General features: G+C 31.6%; 16 protein-coding genes. 4 read left to right on the top strand and 12 right to left on the bottom strand.

Going from position 1 to position 16,091, the window contains the following annotated elements:
* Window positions 1-16 precede the first annotated feature (16 nt).
* From ABN099_RS15070 to cpxR, 9 genes are all read right to left on the bottom strand, one after another.
* The gene (locus ABN099_RS15070; protein WP_349464804.1) at window positions 17-1,183 is read right to left on the bottom strand and encodes a nucleotide sugar dehydrogenase; all 1,167 of its coding nucleotides are present in this window, start codon (window positions 1,181-1,183) and stop codon (window positions 17-19) included.
* Window positions 1,180-2,331: a glycosyltransferase gene (locus tag ABN099_RS15075; protein ID WP_349464806.1), complete on the bottom strand. Its 1,152-nt coding sequence runs from the start codon at window positions 2,329-2,331 to the stop codon at window positions 1,180-1,182. Before ABN099_RS15075 ends, ABN099_RS15070 begins: the two co-directional genes overlap by 4 nt.
* Window positions 2,331-2,894, bottom strand: coding sequence for an acyltransferase (locus tag ABN099_RS15080; RefSeq protein ID WP_349464808.1), 564 nt, complete (start codon window positions 2,892-2,894; stop codon window positions 2,331-2,333). Before ABN099_RS15080 ends, ABN099_RS15075 begins: the two co-directional genes overlap by 1 nt.
* Window positions 2,872-3,969 carry a glycosyltransferase gene (locus tag ABN099_RS15085; RefSeq protein WP_349464810.1) on the bottom strand — a complete coding sequence of 366 codons (1,098 nt, stop codon included), beginning with the start codon at window positions 3,967-3,969 and terminating at the stop codon, window positions 2,872-2,874. The genes ABN099_RS15080 and ABN099_RS15085 overlap by 23 nt, the downstream gene beginning before the upstream one ends.
* Window positions 3,970-3,972: 3 nt before the next feature.
* Entirely contained in the window at window positions 3,973-5,160 is a 1,188-nt protein-coding gene (locus tag ABN099_RS15090) for a lipopolysaccharide biosynthesis protein (RefSeq protein ID WP_349464812.1), read from the bottom strand.
* Window positions 5,147-6,214 carry a hypothetical protein gene (locus ABN099_RS15095; protein WP_349464814.1) on the bottom strand — a complete coding sequence of 356 codons (1,068 nt, stop codon included), beginning with the start codon at window positions 6,212-6,214 and terminating at the stop codon, window positions 5,147-5,149. Before ABN099_RS15095 ends, ABN099_RS15090 begins: the two co-directional genes overlap by 14 nt.
* Window positions 6,215-6,417: 203 nt before the next feature.
* Window positions 6,418-7,551, bottom strand: a complete 1,134-nt coding sequence (locus tag ABN099_RS15100; RefSeq protein ID WP_349464816.1) for a glycosyltransferase family 4 protein — start codon at window positions 7,549-7,551, stop codon at window positions 6,418-6,420.
* A gap of 475 nt (window positions 7,552-8,026) precedes the next feature.
* Window positions 8,027-9,421 (bottom strand): envelope stress sensor histidine kinase CpxA, encoded by a 1,395-nt coding sequence (gene cpxA, locus ABN099_RS15105; protein WP_349464818.1) that lies wholly within the window; start codon window positions 9,419-9,421, stop codon window positions 8,027-8,029.
* A 12-nt stretch (window positions 9,422-9,433) separates the two neighbouring features.
* A complete protein-coding gene (gene cpxR / locus ABN099_RS15110) occupies window positions 9,434-10,132 on the bottom strand; it encodes an envelope stress response regulator transcription factor CpxR (protein WP_064718450.1) in 699 nt (232 codons plus the stop codon).
* A 186-nt stretch (window positions 10,133-10,318) separates the two neighbouring features.
* Between cpxR and cpxP the strand changes: the two genes are divergently transcribed.
* Window positions 10,319-10,858, top strand: a complete 540-nt coding sequence (cpxP, locus tag ABN099_RS15115) for a cell-envelope stress modulator CpxP (RefSeq protein ID WP_349464820.1) — start codon at window positions 10,319-10,321, stop codon at window positions 10,856-10,858.
* A gap of 120 nt (window positions 10,859-10,978) precedes the next feature.
* On the opposite strand, the gene ABN099_RS15120 is transcribed toward cpxP, so the two are convergent.
* Window positions 10,979-11,503 carry a serine acetyltransferase gene (locus ABN099_RS15120; protein ID WP_349464822.1) on the bottom strand — a complete coding sequence of 175 codons (525 nt, stop codon included), beginning with the start codon at window positions 11,501-11,503 and terminating at the stop codon, window positions 10,979-10,981.
* A gap of 273 nt (window positions 11,504-11,776) precedes the next feature.
* Between ABN099_RS15120 and ABN099_RS15125 the strand changes: the two genes are divergently transcribed.
* On the top strand, window positions 11,777-11,974 hold the full coding sequence (locus tag ABN099_RS15125; protein ID WP_349464824.1) for a glycosyltransferase family 25 protein: 198 nt from the start codon (window positions 11,777-11,779) through the stop codon (window positions 11,972-11,974).
* Window positions 11,971-12,372 (top strand): hypothetical protein, encoded by a 402-nt coding sequence (locus tag ABN099_RS15130; protein ID WP_349464826.1) that lies wholly within the window; start codon window positions 11,971-11,973, stop codon window positions 12,370-12,372. The genes ABN099_RS15125 and ABN099_RS15130 overlap by 4 nt, the downstream gene beginning before the upstream one ends.
* A gap of 34 nt (window positions 12,373-12,406) precedes the next feature.
* Here the strand turns inward: ABN099_RS15130 and ABN099_RS15135 are convergent, their stop codons facing one another.
* Together ABN099_RS15135 and fabG are read right to left on the bottom strand one after the other, a co-directional pair.
* Window positions 12,407-13,564: a glycosyltransferase gene (locus tag ABN099_RS15135; protein ID WP_349464828.1), complete on the bottom strand. Its 1,158-nt coding sequence runs from the start codon at window positions 13,562-13,564 to the stop codon at window positions 12,407-12,409.
* 131 nt (window positions 13,565-13,695) lie between these two features.
* Window positions 13,696-14,451, bottom strand: a complete 756-nt coding sequence (gene fabG / locus ABN099_RS15140; RefSeq protein WP_349464830.1) for a 3-oxoacyl-ACP reductase FabG — start codon at window positions 14,449-14,451, stop codon at window positions 13,696-13,698.
* A 542-nt stretch (window positions 14,452-14,993) separates the two neighbouring features.
* On the opposite strand from fabG, the gene pfkA reads away from it, so the two are divergent.
* Complete coding sequence (gene pfkA, locus ABN099_RS15145; protein WP_349464832.1) at window positions 14,994-15,971, top strand: 6-phosphofructokinase; 978 nt, start codon at window positions 14,994-14,996, stop codon at window positions 15,969-15,971.
* The last annotated feature ends 120 nt before the right edge of the window (window positions 15,972-16,091 follow it).

Below are 16,091 nucleotides of genomic sequence, written 5' to 3' on the forward strand. Positions count from 1 at the left end.
ACCCACACTTTAATAATTAATCGTTACCAAAAAGGTCACGAGTATAAACTTTTTCTTCTACGTCGTTTAATGCAGAAGCCATTCTATTGGTAATAATAACATCAGAAATAGTTTTAAACTCATTTAAATCATTGACTAATTTTGAGTTAAAGAAGGTATCTTCTTTCATCTCTGGTTCATAAATCACGACTTCAATACCTTTGGCTTTTATGCGTTTCATAATGCCTTGGATTGATGATGAGCGGAAGTTATCAGAGCCCGATTTCATAATTAAGCGATAAACACCAACTACTTTTGGTGATTTAGCAATAATTGAGTCTGCAATAAAATCTTTACGGGTACGGTTAGCTTCAACGATAGCACTAATAATATTATTAGGAACAGAGTCGTAGTTTGCTAATAGTTGTTTAGTATCTTTTGGTAAGCAGTAGCCACCATAACCGAATGATGGGTTATTATAGTGATTACCAATGCGAGGATCTAAGCAGACACCTTCAATAATTTGCTTGGCATTTAGATTGTAAGCTTGTGCATAGCTATCCAATTCATTGAAATAAGCAACACGCAATGCAAGGTAGGTATTAGCAAATAGTTTAATTGCTTCTGCTTCAGTTGAGTCTGTGAAAAGCACATCAATATCTTTCTTTAACGCACCTTGCTGTAAAAGTTCAGCAAATTTTTGTGCTCTTTCTGATTGCTCACCAATAACGATACGGGAAGGGTAAAGATTATCGTAAAGCGCACGACCTTCGCGTAAGAACTCAGGAGAAAAGATAATATTATCCGTATTATATTTCTCTCTCATTTCTTTAGTAAAACCAACAGGAATTGTTGATTTAATAATCATAGTGGTATGTGGATTATATTCTAAAACATCACGGATAACAGACTCGACTGATGAGGTGTTAAAGTAGTTAGTTTTAGGATCATAATCGGTTGGTGTTGCGATAATAACAAAGTCAGCATCTTGATAAGCAGTTGTTTTATCTAAAGTTGCTGTGAAGTCGAGTTCTTTAGTTGCTAAAAACTCTTCAATTTCCTTATCTGAGATTGGCGAGATTTTTTTATTTAAGAGTTCGACTTTTTCTTTATTAATATCTAACGCAATAACTTTGTTATTTTGGGAAAGAAGTATTCCGTTAGATAGACCGACATAGCCGGTTCCAGAGATGGTGATTTTCATTTTTTCCTCAATATTTCATTCACATAATATTCAAATGCATTATTTCGTTTTTCAGTAAGAATATCTTTTTTATAACAAGTAGAATTAGATAAATTTAATTTAGATTGTTCTATATATAATTCGGTGTCATTAATTAAAGTGACAATCAATGTCCTTAACCTAGTATAATCATTGTGACTATGAATACATTTTTTATCAATAAGTTCAGGAAGCCCACCCACGGAACTAACAATACATGGGATTGCTTGACTCATGGCCTCAATCGTAGCTCTTGGTAAACCTTCTTGTGAACTAGGTTGTAGGTATATATCTGTTATTTTTAGTATATCTGTTACTTTATCTTTTGATAAAGCACCAGTATAAATTACATTTATATTCTTTAATGAAATGTGTTTTTTATAAAGCTCACCAGCACCAATGAGATAAATATTAAATATATAATCAAGATTTTCTCTTTCAAGAAGATCGAGGGCTTTATATAAAATAGAATATCCTTTATGATGACTATCTAAGTTTCCAATTAACGTTAAATTTATTTCTTTTTTATATTTTAAACCTGTAGATTTAAAGTTTAATATTATATTATTTAACTCTACATTAGATGCAGATATGCTAAAGCCTTTTGTCGGATATCTATTTTGTAGAAAATTACTTGTAACATAAATAACCGTTGATGCATTTAGAATGCATTTTTTCATTTGTTTTTTTATAATGGGAGTATAACATATTGACTTAAAGCTCTTTAATGCATTCATTGCATCAACAGGACATGCTACAGCTTCTACTAAATATGGTTTTTTTGTAATAAGACAACATTCAGCAACTAAAAAACCAATCTCACTGGGGAGTCTAACTACGATTCCATCGTAATTCTTTATAAGATTCATTACCTTTTTTCTATATTTTTCACGTCGAATAAATCTATTTTTTAATGAAGATAAATTATCAAAAGGAATGAAGTTTATTCTTTCATTATCAATTTTATTAAAAGAATAATTATTTGTATATTTTTTCTCTCTAGACAGAATTGTTATTCTGCTAAAGAAAGAAAAATATCTATTAAATGAGTTGTTAGTAAATTTCCCAGGGGAGTAAAAATCTTCATTTTTAGTATAAAAATAATGGTCATGACAAAATAATAGTTTCATCATAATTCCTTAATTTTTTTTATTGGGACGCCTGCATATATACCTGGACCAATATTTTTATTGACAACACTATTTGCCCCAACAATAGTACAATTATTTATTTCTATACCCATCAATATTCTTACACCACACCCGATCCAAACATTTTCATTAATGACTATTGAATTAGTACTTATCTTTTGGTATTTGATTGGTACTTTGTTGTTCTCATAGGTATGTGTAAAAGTAAGCAGACTACAATTGTGAGCTATGGATGTATTATTACGAACAATCAAACCACCTATTGCATCAATATAACAATATTCATGGATACTTACATTATTTTCAATAATTATATTCTGTGGGTTTTTAATTGTGCACCACCGCCCAATATAAACGTTTCTTCCGATTTTTTTACAAAGAGCCCTTAGTAAAATATATCTTATTCCCGTTCCTATAAATGTAGGTATTCCACTACTGATTTGGAATAAAAACATATTTATTTTTCTAGGAAACATTTTTAGTAAGAAAGATATCCCAATTATTATTGGATATACTAGATTAAAGATTCTTCGGCCTGTCATTATTATAGATCCGTATTATTTTTTTATAGTTTTCTTCAATTGAAAATTTGTTTTGGGTATGAATATCTTTTATATCTAAATTAGTATTAAGAGAATGATTTTCTATTTTATCGCACCATTTTTTAATATCACATTCAGAATCAATAGGTAGATATTCGATTAAATTTGATATTTTTGTATCTGTAGGAACATGGTTAGAGACAAGAGTATATTTCTTTGCCATCTGCGATTCTATAGCTACAAGACCTAGCCCCTCATATTTTGAAGGCAAAATATGAATATCAACTATGTTTATCAAAATATCCATTACATCATTTCGTAAACCTAAAAATATAATCTGATCTGATATATCATATGTATTCGCTAATGTTAATATCTTATTTTTATTTTCACCATCACCTATAAGTAATAGTTTGTATTTCTTATTGTGTAGTTTTTTCATTATTTTTAATGAAAATTCATGATTTTTTTGATCTGTGAAACGTCCAATATGACAAATAACAATATCAGTCTTATTTAGATTTAAGTTTTTTCGTTCAATATTACTGTTATTAATTTTAAAACTTAAACCACAGGGAATTATTTTATAACAAGTATTAGAGTAAAACATAGATGGAGCGCAGGTCTTACTAACGGATATTTTTGTTGTGGAAAATATATTGACAAATAGCTTCATAGTAAAAAAATATATTTTTTTTATTAGACTTCTCTGTTTATAGTCTTTCCTTTTATCATTATGACAATGAGCTATTCTTTTTTTTACTCCTGCAAGAAATGCAATAAATAATATCCACCCAGAAGATAAATTAACATGAGCATGTATAATATCAATTTTATTTCTTCTTAAAAATTTAAATAAATTTAAACTATATTTTAAGATGCCTTCTTCTAGATTAATTTTTTCTATTATCCCTTTATTTCTAACTATTTCATCTTCATAAAAAGATTTGTCAGTAGATTGTAATAAAAAAAATAATTTATAGACTTCATGATTATTAATATAGGATAAATCTTTTAACCAAGTCTCTACACCACCTGGATCTAATGATTTTATTATATGTGCAATTTTTTTCATTACTTATAATACCTTAGGTTTTAATCCTTTTTTTACTAATATATATAAAAAGAATATTTGTTGAATTCCACCTAGTATCACTGTTAGATATACTGAATTTATCGGTGTAAGGATATTTTTAAATAGAAAATATAAGATTACCATAGATATAATATTAATTATATAAATAGTTGGTTGTTTTTTTAGTTGTCTTAAGGCACTTGCCATATATCCTAAATATGATGAAATATATGTTGTTATAAACATAAGTATTAGAAAGCTATATTCTAAAGATGTTAGTTTAATGCTTTTTCCATAAAGTAGATTGAATATTATATCACCTAAAAGAATAATAGCTAAAGAGGATATAACGATATTGATAATTATTAAGAAAAAACCTGTATAAATATATTTTATTTTTATTTTGAGGTTATCGTTTTGAGCAACTTTTGGAATAATAATTTGCGATATTGCAGTTATTAGTAAACCTCCAGCACTAACTAAGTATGTTATTGATGCAAAAATACCTAATGACTCTAATGATGCGTCATTTTCAATCAAAAACCTAGGAAGCATATTTTTGAATGATAGTAATAAACCGGCAATAGCAAGAGGGAATCCTATAATGTATATTTTACTTTTTTCTAAGTGAAATATATTTTTATTTTCTAAAGGTAGGTAGTCAAAAAAGATATTACATATATATAATGAAAGGCATTGTGCTAGTATAGCAAAGTATAAATTTTTAGTAGTTGAAATTAAAGTAATAAAGAAAATTATACTGATAATTGATCTGGCTATTTTGGAATATGCAATTCTATCAAACTTTTCAACTCGTTGATTTAATCCATAAGCAATTTCAGTTATAGTTTCTGATATTTTGATTAAATATATAAGGATGCAAAGATGTAAATAATCAATATAAAAAAAGTAGCAAATAACTGTAATAAGAAATAATCCTAATAACTGAAAGCTAATAATGGGAATGAAATAAGAGTGGAAATTAATAACTTTTTTTTCAGAACAAATAATTTGTCTAACACCAAAGTTGAAAAAAATATTAACTGGAATTACTAGGCTTAATCCGAAGGCATAAAACCCTATTTTTTCTATACCAAGAAAATGACCAATTAGTGATATTATTAACCATTGTGTTATGGCAAAAACCATTGATGATATGAATGTATAACTAAAAGATTTAATTAATCGCATTTTTATAATGTTTAATATGTGATTTTAACAAACTATATGACAGATAGAGTATGTAGATATAAAATATTGATAAGAACCAATTCATATTAGTCATTGTATATAATGTTAAAATAGAAAATGGAAATGCTTGACCTATGATTGTTTGGCTGTTATCAAAGTTTTTTAAGAAGAATATGAGGATTATAATAGATAAGATAAAACCAAAAATACCAAAATTAGCAATAGCTTCGTCATAAAAACTTGATGTTATAGTCCAGGTATTTAATGCTGGAGCAGTTTTATTCCTTATTACTTTACTCGTCAAATATTGAGAATATGGATAAGGCTTATTTTTCCAGTATGTTCTCGGGATCCATGCTAGTGCAATGCTTACATATGATTGTCCAGTATACTCTACAATTTTTTCGTCATTTATAATTACCTTATTAATTGCAAATTTTGTAACATCATCTCTTCCCAATTCATGCCTTAAAGAAGCGTATACATTTTCATTGTTTACTTCATAACTATATTTGTGGTTGAATGAATAATTTATATATGCGGAGGAGAATATTATAATGCAGAGTGTTATTTTAATAAAGTTTAATATAGTTGATTTGCTATAAAAGAAACTAATAAGTGTATATATAATAATTGTTCCATATATAAGTCTCTTGTTATTGAAATAGATATCAAGAGTAAGAATTAATATTAATACTATGGATTTCATAAATGATATATTTTCACCATGGCATAGTCTTATTATTAAGATGGTAAAGCTAGATGTAATTGTTAATAGCCAAACGATTGAATATTCGTCATATATAGGTGTGCCAATATAGTTTCTTATATTTCCATAGTGTATATATACATCGGGTGTTGATGTTAAAAGTATACTAATTGGTCCAAATAAGCTTAATGTTAATAAAATAGTATTTATTGTTTTTATATTTTTATTGAGTTTTATTTTCCTATACTTTATATTTTTTTTACTTTTATTTAAATGGTATAATAAAACTAAATTGATAGTTATTATAAAAAAGTAATATATTATATTTGTTGTATCATCTTGCATAGGAAATGTTAATCGTTGTATGTCTTTCTTATAATTTGGATAGCTGACTAAATAATCCAATATAGTATGGGCGGGAAAGAAGAAAAAAAATATTGGATAATATAATATGGCAGCATTGTATCTTTTTTTTAATATAAACGATATGGACTTTATAAAAATATAAATAGATTGAAATGATAAGAATAAAGCGATGAAATGTACCATCATTTTTCACTTATATTTAGTAGGCTGTTAATGGCAGTAACGTATTTATTTATTACAATACTTTCATTAAACTCATTTTCAATTTTTTTTCTACCATTCATTCCCATTAAGATTTTTTCTTTATAATCTAATTTTATAAAACTATCAATGCAATAAACTAGATCTTCTAAGGATTTTGCTTGACATAGAAACCCATTGTAACCATTTTCAACTACTTCTTTGCAACCAACACTATTAGTTGTAATTATAGGTTTTCCCATTGCTGCTGCTTCTAATAACGAACGAGGAACTCCTTCTCTGTAAAATGATGGTAATACTACGCAATCAGCTTTCTTTAAATATTCACTCACATTACTTGTAAAACCTAAATATTTTATAATTCCTTGCTTCTCTAAAGAAGTAAATTTCTCTAAAGAAATATCTTTCTGTTTATTATCGATTATTGGACCTAATAAATGAAAAGATACGTTATTACCGTGTTTTTCTTTTATGATTTTAGCTGCATCAATATAATAAGTAACTCCTTTTTCGTATAACATTCTTGCTATAAGTATAAATATAATCTCATTTTCTTCTTTTTTATATATTGGCGTGAAGTTTTTTATGTCAACACCAGAACCGGGTAAAATATCATATTGAGTGTTTTTTTCATTTATTAGATTGTTTTTTTTAAAGAGGGAGTAGTCGTCTTTATTTTGAAAAAATACAAAATCAGCCGTGCTTTTTTTATATAAATAAGTAACAAATTTATTTAATAGGTTCTTTTTGCTAAAGATAATTCCTAATCCAGCTATATTATTTATAACTTTTATTTTATGAAATTTTCCCATCAGGGAACTGTAAATATTATTTTTAGGGGTGAAGTTTAGGATTATATCTATTTTATTCTCTTTATAAATGACATGAAAATGATATAAGGTTATAAGCTCTTTTAGGGGATTAATTCCTCTAGAACTAATTTTTAAATTAATATGTTTAGTACCTAAGTTGACAAGTTTTTCAGTATAATCATCATACGGTGCAATAGTTATAATTTTAAATCCCATTTTTATGAGATGTGTGATGGTGTTTTTTCTAAAATTATATAGATACCAACTTGTATTTGAAGTAATCGCAATTGTTTTTTGTAGCATAGATTTATTCATAATTATTTTAAAAACTTATTTTTGTTATTCCTTGAAAAGAATAAATATAATTTTTGTATTAGTAACATTACTAATGTTTAGAAAAAACTAAACGTCTAAGATTATTTCAATAATATAAGTGTCATTGATAGTTAATTATCCAAAGCTACCGCACTAGGTTTACGGCCCCCAGAGCGCCAAAATTCATCTCGAAAAACCCTTATCTATGTGTATTATAAGGATTTTATTATATAAGCATACTTTAACAATATGCCAAAACCGCACTGAGAGTAGACTCTACGAACCAGTGGGTCAAGTAATAGCACGCTATTTTAGCATTGATTGTAGATATATAAATATCGGAATAAGGGGCGATTCAGCCAGATCATTCTGAATTACATCAGAAGATGCTAGTGAAAAGAATATGCCACCTATTCTTCAATAGATGGCAGGATATATGGATAGAGTAATTTCGCTACTCAATTTACGTGTTTGTTGGCTTATTAACAGCCCCACTAGCCCTTGGCAACCAAATCTCGACTCTTAACCCACCTAGTGGGCTGTCATCTGCTTTTACATTGCCTCGATGTTGAGTCACAGCCGTTTCTACAATGGCTAAACCAAGCCCTGTACCACCAGATTCACGATCTCTTGCTTCATCAGTACGATAAAAAGGTCGGAAAATGTGTTCTCTATCTTCAGGGCTAACACCAGGACCATCATCATCAACAATAATGGTGATACCTTGGTTCTGTTCTTTAAATGCCACTTCAATACGTGAATTTGAGTAGCGCAGTGCATTGCGCACTATATTTTCAAAAGCACTGGCAAGAGAGTAAGGATTACAATAAACCGCCCACGGTCCTGGAGGTGCAGTGACTTGTAATGTTTTATTGCTTTGCTCTGCCTCGAATTTGGCATTATCTAAAATATCGTCCCATAGCTCATTAGCTTTTACGTTTTCGCGTAATAACTCGTTTTTATGTTGATTACGTGAAAGAACCAGTAAGTCATTAATCATACCGTCAAGGCGCTGCGTTTCAGTTTCAATGCGCTCTAACTCTTTACTTTCTCCACTACGACGACGTAATAATGCACTTGCTAATTGTAAGCGTGTTAATGGTGTGCGTAACTCATGAGAGATATCAGAAATCAGCCGTTGTTGTGCCTCAACCATGCGCTCAAGTGCACTTATCATCTGATTAAAACTGGTGCCTGCCGCTAAAAACTCTTGGGGACCCGTTTCAAGCTCAGGGTGAGGGCGCAAGTTACCTTTAGCAACGTCATCTGCTGCATTTTTAAGTTGTCTTGCCGGTTTTGCTAAGCTCCAAGATAACCATACTAATAGTGGTGTACTAATAAGCATAGTAAATATAAGAAGCAGTAAAGGTTTATCAAATAATAAGTTGATAAAGTCAGATTGAGGGCTACTTGATGGGCGTACTAAATAAAGTTGGTAGTGATCTTCACCATCTCGCACAGAAAATGGTCCTAACATCTCAGAACGACCATACTTTTTCTTTTTGGGATGATCTGCGTTATCAGATTGACCAATAAAGTTTCTGACAACCTGCATCTCATTGCGTTGTGCACCAATAATTCGACCTTCACTGGTGACAATAATAAGGCGCTGACCCGGTGGTGCCCACTTATCGATAGCGCGAATTAAACGACGCCACCAAAGCAAGTCATTAGCAGGATCTTGCGCTAATTCAGCTTCTATATGTTGTTCTAGCATAACACCTTGACGGTATTCACTCTCTAATAGAGTGGTAAGCTGGCGCGAGTCCAGCTTAGGTACCATCATAACTAGCACAAGAACTAATGCTAGCGTCAGCCAGAAGATTGCAAAAATACGTGCTGACAGACTATTTATCATAGAAATTATTTATCACGTTATGGAAACCATTAGATAACCGCGGCCACGTAATGTTTTAAACCAAGGTTGTCCATCTGTTCTCTCTGGTAATTTACGGCGTAAATTAGATATATGCATATCAATTGCTCTATCAAATGGCGTTAAACGCTTGCCAAGGACTTCTTGACTTAAGTGTTCACGAGACACCACTTGTCCTAAATGTTGAGCAAGTAAATAGAGCAATGTAAATTCAGTACCCGTTAATTCTAAAGGTTCGTTGTCGAAACTTGCCTCTTGTCTACCCGGATTTAGCTGTAACTTATCAACTTGTAACGTTGGTGATGTGTTGCTATCCGTCTGTTTTTGTTCACTCCAGTTAGAGCGACGTAAAATAGCTCGGATACGAGCAACGAGTTCTCTATCATTAAAAGGTTTAGGTAAATAGTCATCAGCACCCAACTCTAGACCAAGCACTCGGTCAAGATCACTTCCTCGCGCTGTTAACATAATGACAGGGGTCTGGAAATTTTGGCGTAACTCTTTTAGCGTCTCGATTCCGTTTTTACGTGGCATCATAATATCCAGTAATAACAAGTCGATAGAAGCATCAATAAGTTTTAGTGCTTGTTCGCCATCAGAGGCGATTACAACATTAAAGCCTTCCATTTCAAGTAGTTCTTTCAATAGCGATGTTAATTCGCGATCGTCATCCACTAATAAGATTTTATGCATTCGTCAATTCCTCCAAGAGAAAAATACGATAATAAATGGCGCGGATCCATGACTTTACGTTCTTTTACACGCTCTGACGCTAGTTTGCAGGTGTAGCTGTATAGTAATCCACATAGCAACAAATTACACATATTTAGGTAAGCGTTATTAGGTCGGTATGAAATAACCGAATTAGGAGTGAAGGCAATGCGTAAAGTAGCAATGGTTGCATTAGCATCAATATTTTTGGTAGCTCCGACGGCAGTATTAGCTGAAACAGCAAATACTAATCCGCCTGCTGAACAACAATACTACGGAAATTATCATTGCGGTTATAACGGCAACGGTATGCACGATGGTCGCGACTATAGAGGTCATGGCGGACAACGTGGTCATATGATGAACCGTAATTATGATGAATCCCATATGTTTTATGGTATTACATTAACTGAACAACAACGTACTCAAATGCGCGATTTAATGCGTCAGCATCATCAAGACAGATATAACGGTAGTTACCGTCAAAATCATGAGAGCATGCATAAATTAGTTACTGCATCTCAGTTTGATGAAGCCGCAGTAAGAGCACAAGTGCAAAATATGGATCAACAAGCTATCGAGCGTCATGTCGAGATGGCAAAAGTTCATAACCAAATGTATCAGTTGCTGACTCCTGAGCAAAAAGCACAGTTGGAGAAAAATTATCAGCAACGTATGTCGTCTTTTGATGGCAGTACAAATAAGTAATTGAGTTAGAGTGTAGTAGAGCAGTACCTAGTTAGAGAGTAAGTAGCAACAACGAAGTTTTTTCCTTGCCATAGACACCATCCCTGTCTTTTGCAGCCCCTCTGGAGAGGGGCTTTTTTTTTATTTTTTTACTACTCTGGCTGGCACACCAACTGCTGTTACATTATCGGGAATATTGTGTATAACAACGGCCCCAGCCCCTATCTTTATGTTATTTCCAATAATTACATTTTCTACAATGCAAACATGTGGGGCAATATAAACATTGTCACCAATAGTTGCAGGATGTTTTTTATTGGAACCGATAGTAACTTGATGACTTAATGTAAAATTTTTTCCTATAATTGTATTAGGATTTATACAAATTCCACCAACAGAAATATGTCCAATGTATAAACCTCCTTCAATTTTTGTTTCAACGGGAAGGTAGATGTTATATTGTTTACACTTTTTCTTGTATATTTTTTTCGCTAACCTTCTTATCCATTTATTTTCATATGAACATAATCTAAACCAGAATGAAAAATTAAATGATTCATTTTTTCTGAACGTTTTCAATAGAGATTTAAAGTTACTTGCTGATGTATAACGGAGCAAATCTTCAGTAATTATATTTATTATTTCAGTTTTGTTTTTTGTTTTCATAAGGATATAAATTAATAACTTTATATGATAATGTATTTTCTTTTATAATATATATTTTTTATGGTATCCACAATTTTATAATTACTTATTCTATGATTAAATGATTTTTAATAGATTATTTTAGACTATAATAATCACCCTTTGGTGTAAATAAAAATGAATATTTTTGTTATTAACCTGAAAAATGATCAGGAAAGAAAGGCTACAATACGGAAACAGGATGATTCTTTAGGGTTATAAGTCGAATTCATAGAGGCGATAAATGGCAAATTATTGTCAGAAGAGAAGATAAATGAACTTAGTCACGATTTTTATCTCAATGGAATGACTCATGGTGTTTTGGGATGTTCTTTAAGTCATTTAAAAGTGTATGAAAAAATAGTTTCTGAAAAAATCGCTCTGGCTTTAATTTTAGAGGATAATGCTAAATTAAGCGAAAACATAAAAATAATTCATTGGTTTATTTATTGAGTCAGGTCAATGAATATATAGATACCTTTAAAAAGAATTTATATAAAAACTATTTTTTGGTTAATGTTATTGATGCTGATTATGCATATGGTTATATCATTAATAATGAGGGAGCAAAGAGTTTACTCCAATATCTTTATCCTGTTAGATTTGAAGCTGATGCATGGCGTTTTATGCAGCAAAGAAATATTGTAAAATTGAAAGCAGTGATACCACCAGTGATAACATTAACAACTCATGCTGAACAATCAACATTAGAAGAAGAAAGAGCTATTTTGTTACAAAAAAGAATTTCTTTTTATAATGAGCAATATAAGAAAAGAAATTTATTTATAAAAGTTCGAATGACATTGTGGCGTATTTTTGTTCGCACATGGGTCAAAAGAGTAAGGCATTAACACTAAGTTTATTTAAATAGTGGGTATATTCCCACTATTTGGTTTGTGATGGTAATTTATTTAAGCAGTTTTCGAATTCATACACAAATAATTTATAGTCTGTAGCTTTTTTAGACCAATTTATTGCATTGTTACTATATGACTCATAATTATTCATGATTTCTATGATGTTATTTACACATTCATGAGGTGAAATAAATTTTGGTTCTGTTAATTTATCTAATATAGGATCATATACATCATATGAAAAATCTATATTTAATCCTGTTAATCGGTGATATTCATCAATTGATAATGTAGGTGTAATGCCTACACCACAATAACCATCTTTTACTGCTTCAGGTTGCCCATTTAATATAGGAAATATAACAGGTACTCCATTAGATAATGCTTCTATGCAAGATAATCCAAATGCTTCTAATATAGGAGTGCTTAAATAAATATCTATCTTAGAATAAAAAGATGTCATATCAGACTGATAGCCTAAAAACTCAATACTGTCTTGAATACCTAAGTTTTTAGATAGTCGCTCTAAGTTTTCTTTTTGTTCACCATCACCAGCAATAATAAGCTTTGCTTTGATATTTTTATTTTGTAGTTCTTTTAAAGTAATAATTGCAATTCCAATACCTTTTAATCCAACAAGCCGAGCAGCTACACCTAATGTAATGATACCATCTTTCAAATAATGTATTTTTTTGTTGAGAATATATGGTAATCTGTTAACTACTACATTGATGTTAAATTTGGGATTAAATCTTAACTCCATTACTCTTTTTGATGCATTAGAAACAGCTATGGCAGAGTCTAAAATACTAAAGAAATATTGAGTTTTATTGTTATTTTGAAATTGCCAAGAACAACCATGGTCATAATAAACTAAAGTTGTATTTTTAGGTTTGTAAGATATTCTAGGAACAAAGTCCCAAACAATTGTAATGTCAGATTTACTTTTTTCTATTTTCTTTTTAAGAATGAATTTTCTTAAAAAAGAAGGATATTTTATAGATGTAAAAGCAAATTTGTTTACAAAGTTAATTTTAAATCTAGCTAACTCTGGTTCTATGTTTTTATTTATGTTGTTACTAACACATAATATTTCATTATTAAATGAACTGTTTTTTAAATATTCAATAAACAAACGTTCTGCACCACCAAACCCTTGTAAATTAATTAAATGTAGTATTCTCATGATGCTAAACCTATATATCTTCTTATATAAGAAAATTCTATCACACTAGTAATTAGTGATAAATCAAAGAATCTAATACAATTTATTCTCAGTTAATAAGGATAGAATTAAGCATACTATCCTTAGATAACCTACAACAGCGCCTCTGGCGATTCAGGTAAAATCTGTCCACCATCAACGATAATGGTTTGTCCGGTAATATATTTTGCTTCATTTGAGGCGAAAAATGCGGCGGCGTAGCCGATATCTTCTGGTTCACCTAAGGTGTGAGTAGGAATTGAAGCTTTCATTTGATTTAAATACGCTTCGCCTTGGGCTTGTAAGCCTTCAGTTAAAATATTTCCCGGCATTACAGCGTTAATCGTAATACCATGACGTGCATATTCAAGAGCCGCACTGCGCATAAAGCCCAATTGTCCTGCCTTACTTGCACCATAGTGGCTCCAACCTGGATAACCTGTAATTGCCCCTGTAATCGAAGAGGTGATAATTACACGACCTTGTTTCTGTTTTTCCATCACGCGAAGTGCAGCTTTAACTAAGAAAAACATACCTTTTAGGTTAACGGTGTGCATTTTATCCCAATCAGCTTCCGTCATCTCTTTAATGGTTGCTTGAGGGAAAATACCGGTATTGGAGCACAGAATATCGAGTCTTCCATACTGTTTAACTACATTATCAATAACTTGCTCACAGGCTGATTGATTCGTGACATCAAGGTGCATAAACTCAACATCCAATTCTTGTTTTGTTTTGTTGCCTGCAACATCATCAATATCCGCAATGATAACCTTGGCACCACTATTTTTTAATGCAGTGACAATACCTTTACCAATACCTTTTGCGCCACCTGAAACTAGAGCGATTTTACCTGTTAAATCAAACATAAAACCTCCTATGATTGTGTTAGTTATACTGTAACAGTCTAGAAGTAAAATCGGTAAAACAAAGCGCAAATGTTGCTATTAGTCACAAATGAGAAGGAAATAAGCGTTATTTTATAAGGCTATCTTAGTTTAGATGGTTGAACGCCAAAATATAAAAAATAGAGTGAAAACGGTGTTTAAAAGAGTAAATTCAATTTTTATTGAAAACTGCCGATGATGATTTTTAGCATAATTAGCGTTTTTTTGAGATGAATGCAAAAAGGCAGTAAAGTATCTGTATAAAAAGTGTTAACGTAGCCAGTGGTCTATTTTTAATCCGCATAATTGTTATACAGGCTGTCTGATTTGTTTAATGCGCGTCAAGTTTATGAAAAAAAATGTACGATAATGATGAACTGATGGAAAATATCCGTACAATGGTGGTGTTGAATCAATTCAGCATTTGCAATATTGGCGAATTACACCAGATAAGCCAGTATTGATATAAAAAGTTATTCCGACAATTTTGCAATAATTACATCGAATAAGAATCAGAGGTAATCATGGTCAATGGGATCAAAAGAATTGGGGTTTTAACAAGTGGTGGTGATGCTCCGGGTATGAATGCCGCGATCCGTGGTGTTGTTCGTGCTGCACTAAGTGAAGGTTTAGAAGTTTATGGGATTATGGATGGCTATATGGGGCTATACGAAAATCGCATGAAAAAACTTGACCGTTTTAGCGTGTCAGACATGATCAACCGTGGTGGTACATTCCTTGGTTCTGCTCGTTTCCCTGAATTCCGTGAAGACAATGTGCGTGCTGTTGCCATCGAAAATATGAAACAAAATGAGCTTGATGCACTTGTGGTTATTGGTGGTGATGGTTCTTATCTTGGTGCAAAAAAATTAACGGAAGCGGGTTTCCCATGTATTGGTCTACCGGGCACAATCGATAATGACGTTGCTGGTACTGACTACACCATCGGTTATTTCACTGCATTAGAAACGGCTGTTGAAGCAATTGACCGCTTACGCGATACATCAACTTCTCATAAACGTATCTCTATCGTAGAAGTGATGGGACGTTACTGTGGTGATTTAACACTGTCTGCGGCAATTGCTGGCGGTTGTGAATTTGTTGTTCTGCCTGAAGCTGAATTACCCTTTAACCGTGATGAACTGCTGGCAGAAATTAAAGCGGGTATTGAACGCGGTAAGCGTCACGCTATCGTGGCAATCACGGAACATGTGTGTGATGTCCATGAATTGGCTCGTTTTATTGAAGCTGAAACTAAACATGAAACGCGTGCAACGGTATTAGGTCATATTCAACGTGGTGGCTCTCCAGTGGCTTACGACAGAATTTTGGCTTCTCGTATGGGGGCTTATTCAGTGCAGCTGCTGTTAGAAGGTTTTGGTGGTCGTTGTGTTGGGATCCAAAACGAAAAATTAGTTCATCACGATATTATTGATGCGGTGATGAATATGAAGCGTGTCTTTAAAGCTGATTGGTATGAAACAGCGAAAAAACTGTATTAAGGCATAAGCCTTTTTCAGCTGATATCCTTATTCGTGAACTGCTCTGATATATGTGATGTGCATCAGAGCAGCTTCTCGATGAAAACATTTCATTTGGTTTTCTAATTTCACACGGATTTT

Origin of the sequence: Proteus hauseri (assembly GCF_040139125.1) — a bacterium.
Lineage (GTDB): Bacteria > Pseudomonadota > Gammaproteobacteria > Enterobacterales > Enterobacteriaceae > Proteus > Proteus hauseri_B.